We start from the raw sequence: 16,497 nt of genomic DNA, 5'->3' as shown, positions 1-16,497 counted from the left end.
GTCTTACTGGGTTCAGTTGCCCAGAGCGTTGATCTGATCCAGAACGCCTTCGGGCCATGAGCCAGCGAACTCGCTGTCCAGATACATAGACTGTACCTGATCGCGGAACGCAGCGAGATCGGGTTCGTAAATATCCATGCCCTGCTCTTTCAGGAAGCTGACAAGATCCTCTTCTTTCTGAAGTTGCTTCTGACGGCCTGATTCAGCTGCTGCGTCCGCAGCTTCCTGAACCTTGGCTTGCTGTTCCGGTGTCAGCCCGTCCCAAACCTCTTTGCTGATTGCGATATAGTTCAAGTCGACCAAGTGCGATGTCAGGATGATCTGATTGGTCACTTCATAGAACTTGGCATCAACCACGGTCGGCAATGGGTTGTCCTGACCGTCAACGGCACCGGTCGACAGAGCTGTGTAAACCTCTGAGAACGCCATTGGTGTCGGGGCAGCACCTAGCGCTTTGCCAAGGAACTGCCACGCATCGGTGCCCGGCATCCGCAGGTTCACACCCTCCAGATCAGCCGGAGTTCTGACGGTCAGTTCGTCCTTGGGTTGGCGCAGGTTCACCTGACGACGGCCCAGATACATGACCGACAGCAGTTTGACGCCTAGTTCTTCTTCGGCCTTCTGCTTAAAGGCATCCATCAAGGGATCGTTGAAGACTGCCACCTGATGCGCGGCATCCTGGTGGACATAGCCTGCAGTAAAGATCGAAAACTCGGGGAAGAACTGCGCCAGTTCCTGCGCCGAGGTGATCGACATTTCCAGATTGCCGCGACTGATGGCATCCAACTCCGTTCCCTGTGCGAAGATGGTGCCATTGTAGCTGGGCTCATAACTTGCGAAATCGGCGACCATCGGCGCAAAAACTTCTGCCATAGCGACCGAGCGTTGGTCGGTCTCCGATCCTGATGTTGCGAGACGAAGTTGGACTTTGTCTTCCGCCAGCGCACCGCTTGTTGCGCCAAACAGAACACCGGTTGCAACAAGGGCTGATACAGCAGCCCGGCGGGTAAGTTTGGTAATCACTTTGCTCCTCCCTGAGACATCATGATGCTTCTTTTTTGCGATTCAGAGTTTTGACCTATTTTGGAATTTTTGCAAGATTTTTTGCAAAATATCAGATATTTTTTACTGCCGCCATATCTACCATTGGTGTTTTTTGCAAGTTTTTGATCCTGACTGTTTCACCTGTTCTGCAGGAACTCTGAATAGCTTCAATAACTTGAAGCGTTCTGAGACCTTCCCATCCAGACACAATCGGCTCTGCTTCGTGCCGAGCTACTTCAACAAAGTGCCTGAGCTGATTGACCAAAGGGTCAGACGCACCCTTCTTCAGCGCGGTCGATGAGATAGGCGTCCACCAGTCCCGTAGCTTACTCTGGTAACTCCACAGGCGAAGATCGGGAACGGACAACGAACCATGAGAGCCACCTATCATATAGCTACTCTCTGTGGTTGAAGGATAGATTGGATATTCCTGAGACGTCATCTCCCAGCTCCATGGAGCAACGATGCTGTCGGACACACTTATGGTCCCTATCGCCCCGCTTTCGAACGTCAACAGAGCACCGGCAACATCTTCGTTGTCGTAACCCCGCTGCGATGCAGCCGACTGAGCCTGCACGGTCACAACTTCTCCGGCCAGGTACCTCAGCAGATCCACATCGTGGACAAGATTGACCGAGATGGGCCCTGCACCGGGTTTCTTTCTCCAAGGCGCAGCATCAAAATACTCGTCTGGCTTATAAAACCAGCAATTCGCATGGACAGCGCGCACATCTCCAATCTTTCCATCGACAATGGCTTCTTTAGCCGACCGGATCAAAGGATTGTGTCGACGATGATGTCCGACCATCAGTGGCACATTGTCCTTCTCCGCAGCTTGAACAAGCTCAAGTGCAGCGGTGGCTTCTACGGCGATCGGTTTTTCGACAAGAACAGGACAACCATGTCGAACACACGTTAGGCCTTGTTCAACATGAAGCGTGGTCGGGGTCGCAAGAACAGCTCCGTCCGGCGTCTGATTGGCAAACATTTTCTCGAGGGTCTCGTAGCATGCGACCCCGTGCTCAACGGCGTAGGCGCGACCTTCATCGCTGGGGTCGACTACCGCGACGAGATCAACATGGCGCAACGCTCGGATAGCGTCTGCGTGGCGGCGTCCAACAAGACCAATGCCGACAATGGCAATGCGAAAGTTCTTAGACACTTTGCTTCCTTCTGGAGGGCCCGGCGAATCCCGAAACCGATGATTGCGATCGGGCTGCTTGCCCAACTTGGCCACGACCGTATTGGGGTTTTCGCGATTCCGCAATAATGTATGATATTTTTATTTTTACCATACATCAGTTTGGATTGCTGATGTCTCTGAAAAATGCTAATTGAACGAGGAAACTGAAAATATCGGGTGAAACGCATGGCGAAACAGCCGTCTACGATAGGTGCAAGCACCTATCAGCGCATCAAGCGGGACATCATCTTCGGGGAGCTGCAGCCCGGCTCCAAACTGAAGCTGGACGCCTTGAAGGAACGCTACTCGGCAAGCCTTTCGACACTTCGTGAAACGCTAAACAGGCTCGCCAGCGACGGATTTGTCGAAGCTCCTGAGCAACGGGGTTTCCTGGTCACCCCAGTTTCACGAGAAGACCTGACCGAGATTTCAGAGCTGCGCGTTCTGCTGGAATGCCACGCGCTGGAGTTGTCCATTGCGAATGGCGACACGGATTGGGAAGGCAACCTGGTCGCTGCGCATCATAAGCTGCATTTGATGGAGCAACGGCTTCTCAAGGGAGATGACTCTGAGAAGGAAACCTGGAAGAGGTACGATTCAGAGTTCCATCAAGCGATGATTGCAGCCTGTAATTCCAAGAACCTCTTATCTCTTCACTCAATCATTTATGACAAGTACCTTCGTTATCAGATGCTCGTACTGACCTACCGAGGTGAGGTTGCAGCCCAAGAACACAAACGCATGTTCGATGCCGCGTTGGCCAAAGACGCTGATACAGCCAAGAAACTGTTGGAAGATCACATCAGAAATGGCCTCGCCCACACCTTGGAAGCCATGTAAGGTGGCCAAATCCGCAGGTAGCACGGTACGGCTGTCTGACCTTCCTCAAGGCTAACGAACAGGTCTCTGACTAAGCACAAAACGCTTTAGTCCGACCCTGCGACAACAACTTCGATATCATTTTTGTTGAGCATGTCCTGGATGTTTGCAGGAGGAAGGCGATCGGTAAAAAAAACATCAATTCCAGCCATGTTGTGCAGAGATATCGGAGCCCGCTTGTTGAATTTTCCGCTGTCGGCGACGACGATGCGCACCTGCGCATTTTCTGCCGCCGCACGTGCGATATTGGCTTCTTCAAGATCATGAAGCATGAAACCCAAGTCGCCATTCACGGCTCCAACCGAGAACACTGCCAGCTGTACGTTGAAACGCTTTACAAGATCCAATGCCTCTGCACCGAAAGCACCCCCATCATGGGCGCGCAGTTCTCCACCCGCCAGAAACACCCGGTTGTTGTTGTGCTTTGACAATGTGTAAGCGACGAAAACCGAATTTGTGACAACAAACAGGTCTTTGTGTTTCCGCAGTGCAAGCGCGACGTAAGCGGTTGTCGAACCAATATCCAGAAATAAGGAATCCCCGTCGCTTATAGTGTTTGCGACTGCCCGGGCTATTGCTTCTTTCGCATGCGCTTGCGTTCCCAAGCGGTTTTCAAAAGGTGGTTCTATTGCGTCTTCGCTAAGGTGTACGCCGCCATGAACCTTCCGCACGATCTTGCGCTCTTCCAGCGCCTTGACGTTGCGACGGATCGTTTCATTGGAAACATTCAGTTTTTGAGCCAAGAGGCTGACTCTGCACGACCCGCCCGCATGTTGCAGTTCGCGAAGGATTTCTTCCTCGCGCTGATTTGTGGTTTTTCGTGGCTTTAGCATGCGACCTCCTGAAAGGGGGGATACGGCAGTCATCCCAATAAAACAATATTGCGCCCAATTCAGTTCTGATCGGGGCTTTTTGTGTGAATTATAACCATTATTCGTGGCGAAGTGTGGTTTTTATTGACGTACTCGTCAGATTGGCGCAGCATGGAAGTGTAATAAAAGAAAAACACTCAAAAAGCCACATTCAGGGAGCGCAACATGATCAGGAAATTCAATGCACTACACGCAATGGCATTAGTCGCTGGCGTAACTGCTTCGGCTTCTTGGGCCGCCGAATCGACGGACCCAATCAAACTGACGTTGCATGATTGGTCAGGACAGCTGATCAACACCAAGATAATGGGATCAATCCTGCAAGAGGCAGGGTACAACGTTGAATATGTTCAGGCGGACTATATCGCTCAGTTTGCGGGCCTGAAGACAGGTGATCTACATCTGGCAATGGAAATCTGGGAAACCACCGGGCGTGAAGCACTGGACGAAGCCACCGCCTCTGGCAATGTGGTGAACGTTGGTGAAACCGGTCTGATGGCGATCGAAGAATGGTGGTACCCGACTTATATGAAAGAGCGCTGCCCCGGCCTGCCAAACTGGGAAGCTCTGAAAGACTGTGCAGGGGAATTCGCCACCGCTGAAACCTCGCCAAATGGGCGCTATGTCGGCGGGCCCGTGACCTGGGGCGGTTTCGACGAAGAACGTGTCGAAGCGTTAGAATTGGAGTTTGAAGTTGTCCACGCAGGCACGGATGCTGCGCTTTTTGCTGAGCTGGAATCCGCATATCAGCGCGAAGATCCAATCATGCTGTGGGTCTATGTTCCGCACTGGGCCCCGGCCAAATATGACGGCGAATTCGTGGAGTTTCCGCCATTTTCGGCCGAATGCTACAGCGACCCGTCAGTCGGTGTGAACCCGGATTTGGCCTATGACTGCGGAAAACCGCGCGGTCCGATCTGGAAGGCTGCTTGGTCTGGCCTGCAAGAGAAGTGGCCGGGCGCGTATGACATCATCGAAGCCTACAACATCAATAACGACGAGATGAGCGCTATGGTCGGCAAAGCCGATCTGGACGGTGTTGAAATTGATGCAGTTGTCGCGGATTGGATGGAGACGAACAAAGACCGTTGGTCCGGTTGGATCTCTAAATAATCTGCTTGACCGAAGCGGTTACCCCGCTCTCCTCTGCCGCTTCGGTCTTTTTCCGTCTTAGTACCGGACACTACAGATGACCCCCACAACAAAACTGTCCTGCCGAAACGTTTGGAAGCTATACGGTCCAAACGCCGAGACCCTTCTGGCGCAAAACCCGAACCCATCGGCAGATGACATTCGAAATGCGGGTGTGATCGGAGCGGTACGCAACGCCAATATTGAGATCGTTGAAGGAGAAATCTTCATCATCATGGGCCTGTCCGGTTCAGGCAAATCAACCCTGGTTCGTTGTCTGTCCAGGTTGATCGAACCCACAAGCGGTGAGGTTCTGTTCGACGACGCCGATCTGCTGCGCGCCAGCGAGAAAGAAATGATTGAAATCCGCCGGCACAAGATGGGCATGGTGTTTCAGCATTTTGCCCTGCTGCCGCACCTGAGCGTGTTGCAGAATGTGATGTTCCCCTTGACCATTCAGGCTACGCCCAAACACGAGGCCGAAGCAAAAGCGAGAGACGTGGTGGAACTGGTCGGCCTGAAGGGGCGCGAGGACTACTATCCACGAGAGCTCTCAGGTGGTCAGCAACAGCGTGTGGGGATTGCCCGATCATTGGTGACAGAGCCCGATCTGTGGTTTCTGGACGAACCTTTTTCGGCCCTCGATCCGCTGATCCGTCGCGAAATGCAGGACGAGTTTCTGCGACTACAGGAACGGTTGCATAAAACAATTGTCTTTATCACGCACGACTTTGAAGAAGCTGTTCGCTTGGCCGACCGCATCGCAATTATGAAGGACGGTGAAGTCATCCAGATTGCCACCCCGGAGGAACTGGTGATGAATCCTGCGACCGACTATGTTGCTGAATTCACGCGCCATATTCCGCGCTCCAAGGTTTTGACGGTTGGTGGTGTAATGACCGTCGGCGCTGCGGGTGAAGGTGAGCCCATTGTGCAATCCACCCGCGTCTCGGCCGTGGCGGAACGGATCATCACCGCAGATGCACCAATTCCCGTGACAGACGGCAAAGGTCTGGTTATTGGCGCCATTGATCGCAAGGCTGTGGCCCATGTGCTATTCGGTGAAGGGGACGCGGTATGAGCCGCCTGTCCCGCAGCCAACTTGTCATTCTGCTGCTTGTCGGACTCACGATCCTGCTGGGGTATTTCGGCAGTAACCTGGGAAAAGCGCTCGATGCGCGCTGGATCACCAAATTCCCGTCGGCTTGGGTCGTCCCGTTCAAAACTTATATCTCATCCGCAATGTCCTGGCTGATCGAGGATGCTGCAATCGGCCCAGTTTCGTTCACCGACGTTACCCGCGCTGCTGCTTGGTTGATAGAACAGCCCTATGACCTTGTTTTGTCTCTGCTGGCCGAAGGTTTTGTCACCGGGCAAGGCAATGATGCGCAAGTCATTCTACCTGCGATCAGCTGGATTGTAGTGATCACCGCCGTAGTAGCTTTGGGACAGTATTGCCGGGACTGGGGGCTCGCGGCGTTGGTCGGCGGCTGCTTTACCTATCTGGCCGTCTTTGGCCAATGGGACAGCGCGATGGTTACGCTTGCCTCGGTCCTGATTGCGGTGCCCATTGGCGCGGGCGGTGGGCTGTTGTTGGGGATATTGGCCTATCGCCACCTGACTTTCGATCGCATCATCTCGCCCATTCTGGACTTGATGCAGACAATCCCGATCTTTGCCTATCTGGTACCAATTCTGTTCATGTTCGGCTTTGGACCGATTTCGGCGCTGGTCGCCACGATCATCTATGCGACGCCGCCTATGGTGCGGATCACCACGCTTGCCTTGAGAGCCGTCGACCCCGAGATTTTGGACTTCGGGCGCATGGCAGGCACGACGCAAAAACAGTTGATGTGGCGCGTTTTGGTTCCTTCCGCCAGCCACAGTCTGATGGTGGGTGTCAATCAGGTGATCATGCTGACGCTGAACATGGTCATCATCGCCTCGATGATCGGGGCCGGAGGATTGGGGTTCGACGTCCTTGCCGCGCTGCGCAGACTGGATATCGGTGCAGGGTTCGAGGCCGGTATTGCCATTGTCGTTCTGGCCATTGCGGTTGATCGCCTAAGTCAGGCTTTCGCCGAGCGTATGGGGCAGGTCCATCACGAGCTCCCCGGCTCGTGGCTCACCCGCCATCGCCGGACAATTCTGGTATTGATCCTGCTGATTTTGACCTGGGTTCTGGGGCAGTTCTCACCCCTGTTGCTGGAATATCCTGAAAGTCAGACGATCACCACTGGCGGGTTCTGGGATGACACGGTCAAATACCTGAACATCAACTATTTCGACACGTTCGAGGCGATCAAGATCTTCTTTCTGACGTGGTTCATGATCCCGATCAAAACGGTCTTGCTGGGAATTCCATGGCCTTGGGCCATTGCCATGCTGACCTTGCTGGGTTGGCATGCAGGGGGCTGGCGGCTGGCACTGCTGTGCGGAGGACTGGCGTCTCTGATCCTCATTTCAGGACTGTGGGCCAAGGCAATGGTGACAGTTTATCTCTGCGGAGCCTCTGTGTTTCTTGCGACTCTGATCGGTGTTCCACTGGGTGTTGTGGCTGCACTGAACAAACGCGCCGGGACGGTGATCAACCTGTTGATTGATACGTTGCAGACTTTGCCCAGCTTTGTTTATCTGATCCCGGTTGTGATGCTGTTTCGCGTCGGCGATTTCACTGCGCTGATTGCCATAGTCCTTTACGCACTGGCCCCGGCCGTACGTTATGCGGCCCATGGCGTGCGCTCGGTCAGTGAGGAATTGATCGAGGCCGGATTGGTCTCTGGGTGCACACGCACGCAACTCCTGCGCCATATTCGCTTGCCCATGGCCCTGCCCGAAATCCTTTTGGGTATTAACCAGACCATCATGCTGGCGCTGTCCATGCTGGTTATCACTGCCCTCGTTGGCACCCGCGATCTGGGGCAGGAAGTCTACATTGCCCTGACAAAGGCTGACACTGGTCGAGGTCTGGTGGCAGGGCTGTCCATCGCATTCATTGCCATCATCGCTGATAGGCTGATCAACGCAAGCGCTCGTCAGGCACGCATCCGCTTTGGAATGGAGAGTTGATATGACCCAATCCGACCTGATGACCCGCATTCGCAAGCTACCGATCTGGCAGGGCGAGATCAAAGCCACCCCGTTGACGGGTGGGATTACAAATGTGAACTACAAGGTCACTGACAGCAGTGGATCCTATGTGGTGCGTGTCGGTGACGACATCCCTTTGCACCAGGTGATGCGCTTTAACGAACTGGCCGCCAGTAAGGCCGCCCATGCTGCAGGTCTGTCACCCGCTGTAGTATTTTCGTCCAACGAACTAACAGTGCTGGAATTCGTCGAAAGCCGCACTCTGACCGAAGAAGACGTACGCGACCCCAGTATGCTGCCTCGGGTGCTGGAACTCGTGAAAGCCTGCCACCTTGAGGTGCCCAAGCACCTGCGCGGTCCGTCGCTGGTATTCTGGGTCTTTCACGTCATCCGCGACTATGCCGCCACTCTCACCGAGCGTGGAAGTTCGCACACGGACCTGATCCCGGAACTTGTTCGAATTGGAAATGACCTGGAAGCCGAGGCCGGGCCGTTCGACATCGTGTTTGGCCATAACGACCTGCTTTGCGGCAACTTTCTGGACGATGGCACCCGCCTGTGGCTGATCGATTTCGACTACGCGGGATTCAACTCGCCATTATTTGACTTGGGGGGGCTGGCCTCGAACAACTCTCTTTCCAATGAACAAGAGGACTGGGTTCTGGAAACCTATTTCCAGGCACCCGTCACCAACCAATTACGTCATCGCTATACGGCGATGAAATGTGCCTCGCTGCTTCGTGAAACCATGTGGAGCATGGTGTCCGAGATCACCTCGGAAATCGACTTCGACTACGCAGCCTACACAAGCGAAAATCTCGCACGGTTTCGCACGGCCCTGACCGACTACAAAAACACCTGAGGACAGATATGACCGACCTTCCAAATACAGCCAAAGCCGTCATCATCGGCGGCGGCATCATCGGCTGCTCGACCGCCTATCACCTTGCTAAGCTGGGTTGGACCGACACGGTGCTGCTGGAACGCAAAAAGCTGACTTCGGGCACCACATTCCACGCGGCGGGCCTGGTGGGGCAGCTGCGTTCGAACGCCAATATCACTCAGCTGCTGGGATATTCAGTCGATCTGTACAACAAGATTGAAGAAGAAACCGGTCTGGGAACGGGCTGGAAAATGAATGGTGGTTTGCGCCTTGCCTGCAACGAGGAACGCTGGACCGAGGTCAAACGGCAGGCCACCACAGCCCATTCCTTTGGTCTGGACATGCAGTTGCTGACTCCGAAGGAAGCGCAGGATCTTTGGCCGCTGATGGATATCGGTGACGTCATCGGTGCGGCGTTCCTGCCCACCGATGGTCAAGCAAACCCCTCGGACATTACCCAGGCGCTGGCCAAGGGTGCGCGCATGGCAGGCGCGAAGATATTCGAAGATACCAAGGCCACCGATCTTGAGATCGAGAACGGCAAGATCCGCGCCGTAATCACTGAACATGGCCGTATCGAATGCGAAAAGGTGATCGTGTGTGCCGGTCAGTGGACGCGCGACTTTGCCGCCAAGTTCGGCGTGAATGTGCCGCTGGTGCCTATGGAACACCAGTACATGGTCACAGAACCATTTGGCGTGCCCGGCGACCTGCCAACCCTACGGGATCCCGATCGGCTGACCTATTACAAAGAAGAGGTCGGTGGACTCGTCATGGGAGGCTATGAGCCGAACCCTATCCCATGGGCAGTGAATGGAATACCAAAAGGTTTCCACTACACCTTGCTTGACAGTAATTTCGACCATTTCGAACAGATTATGGAGCTGTCGCTGGGCCGGGTGCCGGCGTTGGAAACCGCGGGGATTAAGACACTGACGAACGGCCCAGAAAGCTTTACTCCGGATGGCAACTTCATTGTGGGTGAAGCACCAGAGCTGAAGAATTTCTTTGTTGGTGCTGGTTTCAACGCCTTTGGCATCGCCTCTGGCGGTGGCGCCGGAATGGTGTTGGCAGAATGGGCCGCCAAGGGCGAGCCGCCCTTTGACTTGTGGTCTGCCGACATTCGCCGTTTTGGCCGCCCGCATTTCGACACCGATTGGGTTCGCACCCGCACAGTCGAAGCATATGGCAAACACTACACCATGGCCTGGCCACACGAAGAACACGAATCCGGCCGCCCCTGCCGCAAGTCACCGCTGTACGATTTGCTTAAGGATCAGGGTGCTTGCTTTGGTGAAAAACTGGGTTGGGAGCGCCCGAACTGGTTTGCCGACGCATCGCTGGGCGAGGCACCCAAGGACGAATACAGCTTTGGCCGCCAGAACTGGTTTGCCGCCGTTGGCCGCGAACACAAAGCGGCCCGAGAAGCAGCGGTGCTGTTCGATCAAACGTCGTTTGCCAAATTCGCGCTGAAAGGCCCCGACGCCCTGACGGCGATGAACTGGATATGTGCCAACGATGTGGATAAACCGGTAGGCACTCTGGTCTATACCCAGATGCTGAATGATAAGGGCGGAATTGAATGCGACCTGACCGTGGGCCGCGTAGCGCATGATGAATTCTACATTGTCACCGGCACCGGCTTTGCCACCCACGACTTCGACTGGATCAGCCGCAATATTCCGGACGGGCTGAACTGCCAGCTGTTCGATATCACCTCCTCAAACGCAGTATTGTCGCTGATGGGGCCGAAAGCACGAGATATTCTGGCGGCAGTTACCCGCGACGATGTGTCAAATGACGGGTTCAAGTTTGGCACGATCCGGACAATCGGCATCGCCGGTTGCCCTGTCAGGGCACTGCGGGTGACATATGTGGGCGAGCTTGGCTGGGAACTGCACTTGCCTGTTGAATACGCGCAAACAGTCTATTCTGCGCTGATGCAAGCAGGGCAGCCGCAAGGACTGGTAAATGCAGGCTACCGCGCAATTGAATCTCTTCGGTTAGAAAAGGGCTACCGGGCCTGGGGGTCTGATATCGGGCCCGATCACACACCGTTTGAATGCGGTCTGGGATGGGCTGTGAAGCTGCGCAAAAACATAAACTTCAAGGGCCGCGTGGCAAGCGAAAAGCAAAAGGCCGAGGGTGTCAAAAAGATGCTGGCCTGCTTCACTGTCGACCCCGATGTGGTGTTGTTGGGCCGCGAAACAATATACCGGAATGGAGAACGTGTGGGTTGGCTAACGTCGGGAGGCTATGGTTACACGACCGGCAAATCCATCGGTTACGGCTATGTTCGAAATCAGGGCGGCGTCGACGCGGAATTTGTTACGTCCGGCACGTTTGAGTTGGAGGTTGCGACCCAACGTGTCCCCTGCGACGTGACACTTCAACCGCTTTACGATCCCAAAATGGACCGCATCAAATCGTAACACAAACTCCTATTGTCTAGACGAGGTTGAGGCAAAAAATGGATGTGTCGCTAACTTTGGGACCGGATTGACGAGGCTGTAGATTGTCCGTCGTCAGGGTTTTTCGGAGAGTTGAGGCTGAACAATAACGGAGGCTCTGGTTCGGTTTCTGTTTCTGTCTAGGCAGCCGCGGCTTGGTGCTGCAACCGGCGTTTTCTGATTGTCTGTTTCTTGATCTCCTCTCTCATCTTCAGGACCTTTGCCCCGCGGCCGTGATAGACGTCGGCGGGGGTCAGGTTGTCCAAGCTCTCGTGGTAGCCGTGGTTGTTGTAGTGGTCAACTAAGACGCCGATCTCACGTTCCAGGTCGCCGGACAGGAAGTAGTATTCCAACAGAACAACCTTTCAAATGATTGAGGCACAATCAGAGTAACGTGGATTAACCGAACACGAGTTGCCGTACCGACCAACACGGCAGGCTGTCGACCGAACCCGTGAGATCTACTTGCGGCTCTTTGAACCAAACCGCGTATTAGACCTTTGGGGGGTGGTGCCTTGAACGCCAAGATGGAGCTCCAACAGGATGACGTCGGAAAGAACCTTGCAGGTGGTCGATACTGGAAAAAAGTCACCGAGAGCTGCTGCTCAATTAAAGAACCTTCATACGGGTTCGCGGCAAATAGGAGTATCTTTATCGTGCAGTCGAAATGGCAGGAAACACCATTGAATTCTTCCTGCCTGAGCGAATGAACCGTCCGGCAGTAGCTAGGTTTGTTACCAAAACGCTGTCGACAAATGCAATCCCGAGTAGGATTGTCATCGATAAAAGCGGCGCTAATGCGGCAGGTACTCGAAAATTGAACAGATTTCTAAGGTGGTTTGGATGCCCCGCCAAAGTACAGACAATCAGGTCCAAGTATCGGAACAACATGATCATCAGGTCATAAAACGGCGTGTTCGGCATATGTGTGGATGTAAGCCTTCGAATCCGCCTCAGCCACATTGGATAGCATTGAGGTGGCCAAAATGATCCAAAAAAAAGCAACGCCCCAGCGCTACGACCTTGGGCTTTCGGATGTTTGCCGAGATCGCAGGATAGGTGTGTCCAGTAATTGAGTGCCTATGGTCGTTCCAAAAGTTTGAGACACATCCAATAGAGGTTCCGAGACACTTGTTATCTAAAATGCGTAGGCAATCGGGTGGTGGCAGGCTACCCCCACACCATCCGACCATTTCTCAAGACGTGGCGCCTCACTCCCACATTGATCACTGGCGTATGCGCAGCGCGCGCGGAATGCACATCCCTGCGGCGGGTTTAGCGGATCGGGCAATTCGGTTTCACGTCCCTCTGGTGCAGTCAACGGACGCCCAACCACCGGCGCACTGTTAGCCAGAAGTTTGGTGTACGGATGTTTGGGATAGGCAAAAACCTCATCGGCTGGACCCACCTCAACCACTGAACCAAAATACAGCACCGCGACCCGGTCACTGACAGCTTCGACGACAGCAAGATCGTGGCTGATGAACAGATAGGTCAGCCCAAACTGCTCCTTCAAGTCGGCCAGCAGGTTCAGAACCTGCGCCTGCACAGACACATCCAGTGCCGAAACGGGTTCATCGAGAACGAGGATACGCGCTTCTGCCGCCAAGGCTCGCGCGATCCCGATCCGCTGTGCTTGCCCGCCCGAAAACTCATGCGGATAGCGATCCAGAAACTCTTCGCGCAGGTTCACCGCGGCAAAAATCTCCCGTATGCGGTCCGCGCGGGCAGCCGCGGGCATATCGTGCAAGTGCTTAAGCGGCGCTTCCATGATCTGCCGGATGGTTTTACGCGGGTTGAGGCTGCTGATCGGGTCCTGAAACACATACTGGATCTTGCGGCCAAACAAGGCCGGATCGGCATTGTCGAGCGGCTCCCCATTGATTTCAATTGTTCCGGTGCTGGGTGGCAGGAGACCAACAAGCATTCGCGCGAGCGTGGATTTTCCACAGCCGGATTCACCAACTATCCCAAGTGTTTCGCCCTCTTCGACGGTCAGCGACAGCGGTTGAACAGCACGCACCAGCGCCCGTGGTGGGCCAAACATGCGCTTGCCGACGGGGAAGACCTTGCTGAGTTCGGTCAGTTTGAGAGCGGTGATCATCAGCATGCCTCCTGCGGTGGCGTTTCTGGAGCAACGCAACGGACCAAGCTCTCGGCACCGTGCCGGACCAGTTCTATGTTCCCCTGCCGACAAGTATCGCCCGCCTTATGGCATCGATCCGCAAAGGCGCAACCCTCGGGCAGTCTGTCTACCACTGGCGGGAGGCCGGGTATGGCCGCCAATTCGCGTCGGCCCTGCCCAAGTTCAGGTACGCAGGCCATAAGGCGCGCGGTATAGGGGTGGGCCGGGGCATCCAGGATGGTCTTTGTCGGGCCCTCTTCGACAATTCGGCCCGCATACATCACCGCGACCCGGTCACATAGCTGTGCGACCACACCAAAATCATGCGTGATGAAAATGATGGCCAATCCCCGTTCACGCCGCAGGTCATCGAGCAAGGACAGGATCTGCGCCTGCACGGTCACATCCAAGGCCGTGGTCGGTTCATCCGCGATGATAACCTCCGGATCGTTGGCCAGCGCCATAGCGATCCCTACGCGCTGTCGCATTCCACCCGACATCTCATGCGGGTAACTGTCAACGCGCTGTTCGGCATTGGGAATGCGGACCGATGTCAGCAGCTCGATAGCATGGGCACGGGCCTTTTTCCTGTCAAAAAGGTGATGCGCTCGTACGGCCTCGATCAGCTGGTCACCGACCGTGTAAAGGGGGTGCAACGTGGCCAGCGGATCCTGGAAGATATAGGCGATCCGGTCTCCCCTAAGTGATCGCAGTTTTTCATAGGGTGCACCGATCAGATCCTCACCCTTGTAGTGAACTGCGCCACCCGTGATAACGCCCGGAGGTGAAGCCACCAAACCCATGATGCTGAGCGCCGTCACCGATTTTCCGGAACCGCTTTCACCAATCACCCCAAGGCATTCACCTGGGTTGACCTGTAGATCGACACCACCAACGGCCTTGTAAACACGGTCCTCGACGTGGAACTGAGTCTTCAGCCCGCGTAACGCCAGCAATGTGTCGCCTTCTGAGGTAGGAACCGGACCGGCGCGCTGGACCATGGTGGCCGGCATCGGGCGTGAGAGCGCGCCGGATTTCAGCCGAGGGTCCAGCGCATCGCGCACCCCGTCGCCCAGTAGGTTGATCGCCATGACGATGATCAGGATCATTGCGCCCGGTACGATCGAGGTATGCGGATTGGTGATCAAGGCCGAGCGAGCTTCGCCCAGCATCGAACCCAGATCGGCCTGCGGCGGCTGCGATCCCAGCCCGAGAAAGCTGAGCCCGGCGGTCTCCAGGATCATCCATCCGATGGTTGTCGACATGGCGATCACGATCACTGGGATCACGTTCGGAAGCACTTCGGTCAGGATGATGCGGGCATCCGTCATGCCCGATAACCGTGCCGCGTCGACGAATTCCTTATGTGCAATGCCAACTGTGATGCCCCGGATGTTACGGGCAAAGAAGGGGATGTTGACGGCAGCCACTGCGATCAGCGCGTTCATAAGACCTGGCCCGAGAGCCGCGACAATCGCAAGTGCCAAAAGAATGTAGGGAAAAGCCATCAGCATATCGACGCCGCGCATGATGATGTTGTCCGTGCGCCCACCGTAGTAGCCAGCGATGATGCCGATGGCCGCGCCCAGGGTCGCCGCGATGATTGCCGCTGCAAATCCCACGGCCAGCGACAGGCGTGTGCCCCAGAGCAGACGACTGAGAAGATCGCGCCCAAGGTGATCGGTTCCCAGCAGGGCACCCTCTGAAAATGGCCGCTTGAACCGGTTTGCTGTATCGGTCACGTCCGGATCCGCTAACGGCAGAAGTGGCGTCACCAAGGCCAGAAGAACCACCAGGCCCATCACGACCAACCCGCCAAGCGCCAGCCGGTTGCGCGCCAAAAGCATAAGGAAGTTCTTCATGTCTTGATCCTCGGGTCGAGCAGGCTTTGCGCGACGTCGACCGCGATATTGAACATGACGTAGCAGGCCGCGACAAAGACGACGCCGCCCTGCACCAGCAGGATGTCCCGTTTCAGGATGGCATCGACCAGCATGCGCCCGACGCCAGGCCACTGGAACACCATCTCGATATAGACCGCACCTGACAGAACAAACCCGGCCTGCACCCCCAAGACCGGAATGATGCTGACCATGGCCGCGCGCAAGGCATGGCGCCAGACAACCGAACGCTCATGAACGCCCTTGGCGCGGGCGGTACGGATGAAATCCTGACGCAGCACCTCGAGCATGGCAGAGCGCGACAAGCGTGCAATGACCCCGGTTGCCACCACCGCCAGCGCCAGCGCGGGTAAGGTCAGGTGGCTGATCAGCGCTGACAGGTCCCGCGCGCCATAGATGGGCCACATGCCGGACACCGGAAACCAGCGCAGTTTCACTGCAAAGATGAGGATCATCATCATGCCAAGGAAAAAGGACGGAATGGAAATTCCCAGAAGAACCGCAAAGGTGATGGCCTTGTCAGCCAGACCGTATTGCCGGGCGGCGGATACGACCCCGGCCGCGACACCAAGGAGCGAGCACAGGACAAATGCCGTACCCGCAAGGACCAAAGTCGCCCCGAAACGGTCAAGCACCTCGTCCAGAACGGCACGGTTGAGAGAGAAACTGCGCCCGAAATCACCCTGAAGCATGTTCCCGAGCCAGATGAAATATCGCTGCACCATCGGCTTGTCCAAGCCAAGGTCGCGGTTGAGCTTTTCTACGTTATCAGGGGTTGCATAGGACCCCAGGATCGCAGTGGCCGGATCGCCGGGGATCATCGCCATGATGACAAACACAATAATCGATATCCCGAACAGAACCGGAATCGCGGAAACCAGTCTTTTGAGTATGTACCCTGTCATTGCCCCCACCCGGAATTGTGCAGCCGCACCATGC

The 16,497-nt window shown here is 55.5% G+C and carries 12 protein-coding genes and 1 pseudogene; 6 read left to right on the top strand and 7 right to left on the bottom strand.

The window, feature by feature from the left end:
- Positions 1–12 precede the first annotated feature (12 nt).
- Positions 13–1,023 carry a TRAP transporter substrate-binding protein DctP gene (gene dctP, locus I9188_RS13780; RefSeq protein ID WP_209506751.1) on the bottom strand — a complete coding sequence of 337 codons (1,011 nt, stop codon included), beginning with the start codon at positions 1,021–1,023 and terminating at the stop codon, positions 13–15.
- Between the two features lie 91 nt (positions 1,024–1,114).
- Positions 1,115–2,206 (bottom strand): Gfo/Idh/MocA family oxidoreductase, encoded by a 1,092-nt coding sequence (locus I9188_RS13775; protein ID WP_209506750.1) that lies wholly within the window; start codon positions 2,204–2,206, stop codon positions 1,115–1,117.
- A gap of 207 nt (positions 2,207–2,413) precedes the next feature.
- On the opposite strand from I9188_RS13775, the gene I9188_RS13770 reads away from it, so the two are divergent.
- Positions 2,414–3,067 (top strand): GntR family transcriptional regulator, encoded by a 654-nt coding sequence (locus I9188_RS13770; RefSeq protein ID WP_209506749.1) that lies wholly within the window; start codon positions 2,414–2,416, stop codon positions 3,065–3,067.
- 86 nt (positions 3,068–3,153) lie between these two features.
- On the opposite strand, the gene I9188_RS13765 is transcribed toward I9188_RS13770, so the two are convergent.
- The gene (locus I9188_RS13765) at positions 3,154–3,939 is read right to left on the bottom strand and encodes a DeoR/GlpR family DNA-binding transcription regulator (protein WP_209506748.1); all 786 of its coding nucleotides are present in this window, start codon (positions 3,937–3,939) and stop codon (positions 3,154–3,156) included.
- A gap of 204 nt (positions 3,940–4,143) precedes the next feature.
- On the opposite strand from I9188_RS13765, the gene I9188_RS13760 reads away from it, so the two are divergent.
- The 5 genes from I9188_RS13760 (at position 4,144) to I9188_RS13740 (ending at position 11,514) form a co-directional block, all read left to right on the top strand.
- Positions 4,144–5,091, top strand: a complete 948-nt coding sequence (locus tag I9188_RS13760) for an ABC transporter substrate-binding protein (RefSeq protein WP_209506747.1) — start codon at positions 4,144–4,146, stop codon at positions 5,089–5,091.
- Between the two features lie 76 nt (positions 5,092–5,167).
- Positions 5,168–6,190, top strand: coding sequence for a betaine/proline/choline family ABC transporter ATP-binding protein (locus tag I9188_RS13755; RefSeq protein WP_209506746.1), 1,023 nt, complete (start codon positions 5,168–5,170; stop codon positions 6,188–6,190).
- Complete coding sequence (locus I9188_RS13750; protein WP_209506745.1) at positions 6,187–8,178, top strand: ABC transporter permease subunit; 1,992 nt, start codon at positions 6,187–6,189, stop codon at positions 8,176–8,178. The genes I9188_RS13755 and I9188_RS13750 overlap by 4 nt, the downstream gene beginning before the upstream one ends.
- 1 nt (position 8,179) lies before the next feature.
- On the top strand, positions 8,180–9,061 hold the full coding sequence (locus I9188_RS13745) for a phosphotransferase (protein ID WP_209506744.1): 882 nt from the start codon (positions 8,180–8,182) through the stop codon (positions 9,059–9,061).
- Between the two features lie 8 nt (positions 9,062–9,069).
- A complete protein-coding gene (locus tag I9188_RS13740) occupies positions 9,070–11,514 on the top strand; it encodes an FAD-dependent oxidoreductase (RefSeq protein ID WP_209506743.1) in 2,445 nt (814 codons plus the stop codon).
- A gap of 158 nt (positions 11,515–11,672) precedes the next feature.
- Here I9188_RS13740 and I9188_RS13735 read toward each other — a convergent pair.
- The 4 genes and pseudogenes from I9188_RS13735 to I9188_RS13715 form a co-directional block, all read right to left on the bottom strand.
- Positions 11,673–11,891: pseudogene (locus I9188_RS13735) on the bottom strand (IS3 family transposase); the annotation flags it as partial.
- Positions 11,892–12,670: 779 nt separating this feature from the next.
- On the bottom strand, positions 12,671–13,636 hold the full coding sequence (locus I9188_RS13725; protein ID WP_209506740.1) for an oligopeptide/dipeptide ABC transporter ATP-binding protein: 966 nt from the start codon (positions 13,634–13,636) through the stop codon (positions 12,671–12,673).
- A complete protein-coding gene (locus tag I9188_RS13720) occupies positions 13,636–15,519 on the bottom strand; it encodes a dipeptide/oligopeptide/nickel ABC transporter permease/ATP-binding protein (RefSeq protein WP_209506739.1) in 1,884 nt (627 codons plus the stop codon). Before I9188_RS13720 ends, I9188_RS13725 begins: the two co-directional genes overlap by 1 nt.
- Complete coding sequence (locus I9188_RS13715) at positions 15,516–16,463, bottom strand: ABC transporter permease (protein ID WP_209506738.1); 948 nt, start codon at positions 16,461–16,463, stop codon at positions 15,516–15,518. The genes I9188_RS13720 and I9188_RS13715 overlap by 4 nt, the downstream gene beginning before the upstream one ends.
- Positions 16,464–16,497 lie beyond the last annotated feature (34 nt).

This window comes from Ruegeria sp. HKCCSA071, from assembly GCF_017872555.1.
Lineage (GTDB): Bacteria > Pseudomonadota > Alphaproteobacteria > Rhodobacterales > Rhodobacteraceae > Ruegeria.
The sequence above is the reverse complement of the archived record's forward strand: the minus strand, read 5'-3'. Positions and strand labels throughout refer to the sequence as shown.

Excerpts from the sequence above, each read along its gene's own strand:
- I9188_RS13770 (WP_209506749.1), top strand. The coding sequence starts at position 2,414 with ATGGCGAAACAGCCGTCTACGATAGGTGCAAGCACCTATCAGCGCATC.
- I9188_RS13765 (WP_209506748.1), bottom strand. The coding sequence starts at position 3,939 with ATGCTAAAGCCACGAAAAACCACAAATCAGCGCGAGGAAGAAATCCTT.
- I9188_RS13760 (WP_209506747.1), top strand. The coding sequence starts at position 4,144 with ATGATCAGGAAATTCAATGCACTACACGCAATGGCATTAGTCGCTGGC.
- I9188_RS13755 (WP_209506746.1), top strand. The coding sequence starts at position 5,168 with ATGACCCCCACAACAAAACTGTCCTGCCGAAACGTTTGGAAGCTATAC.
- I9188_RS13750 (WP_209506745.1), top strand. The coding sequence starts at position 6,187 with ATGAGCCGCCTGTCCCGCAGCCAACTTGTCATTCTGCTGCTTGTCGGA.
- I9188_RS13745 (WP_209506744.1), top strand. The coding sequence starts at position 8,180 with ATGACCCAATCCGACCTGATGACCCGCATTCGCAAGCTACCGATCTGG.
- I9188_RS13740 (WP_209506743.1), top strand. The coding sequence starts at position 9,070 with ATGACCGACCTTCCAAATACAGCCAAAGCCGTCATCATCGGCGGCGGC.
- I9188_RS13725 (WP_209506740.1), bottom strand. The coding sequence starts at position 13,636 with ATGATCACCGCTCTCAAACTGACCGAACTCAGCAAGGTCTTCCCCGTC.
- I9188_RS13720 (WP_209506739.1), bottom strand. The coding sequence starts at position 15,519 with ATGAAGAACTTCCTTATGCTTTTGGCGCGCAACCGGCTGGCGCTTGGC.
- I9188_RS13715 (WP_209506738.1), bottom strand. The coding sequence starts at position 16,463 with ATGACAGGGTACATACTCAAAAGACTGGTTTCCGCGATTCCGGTTCTG.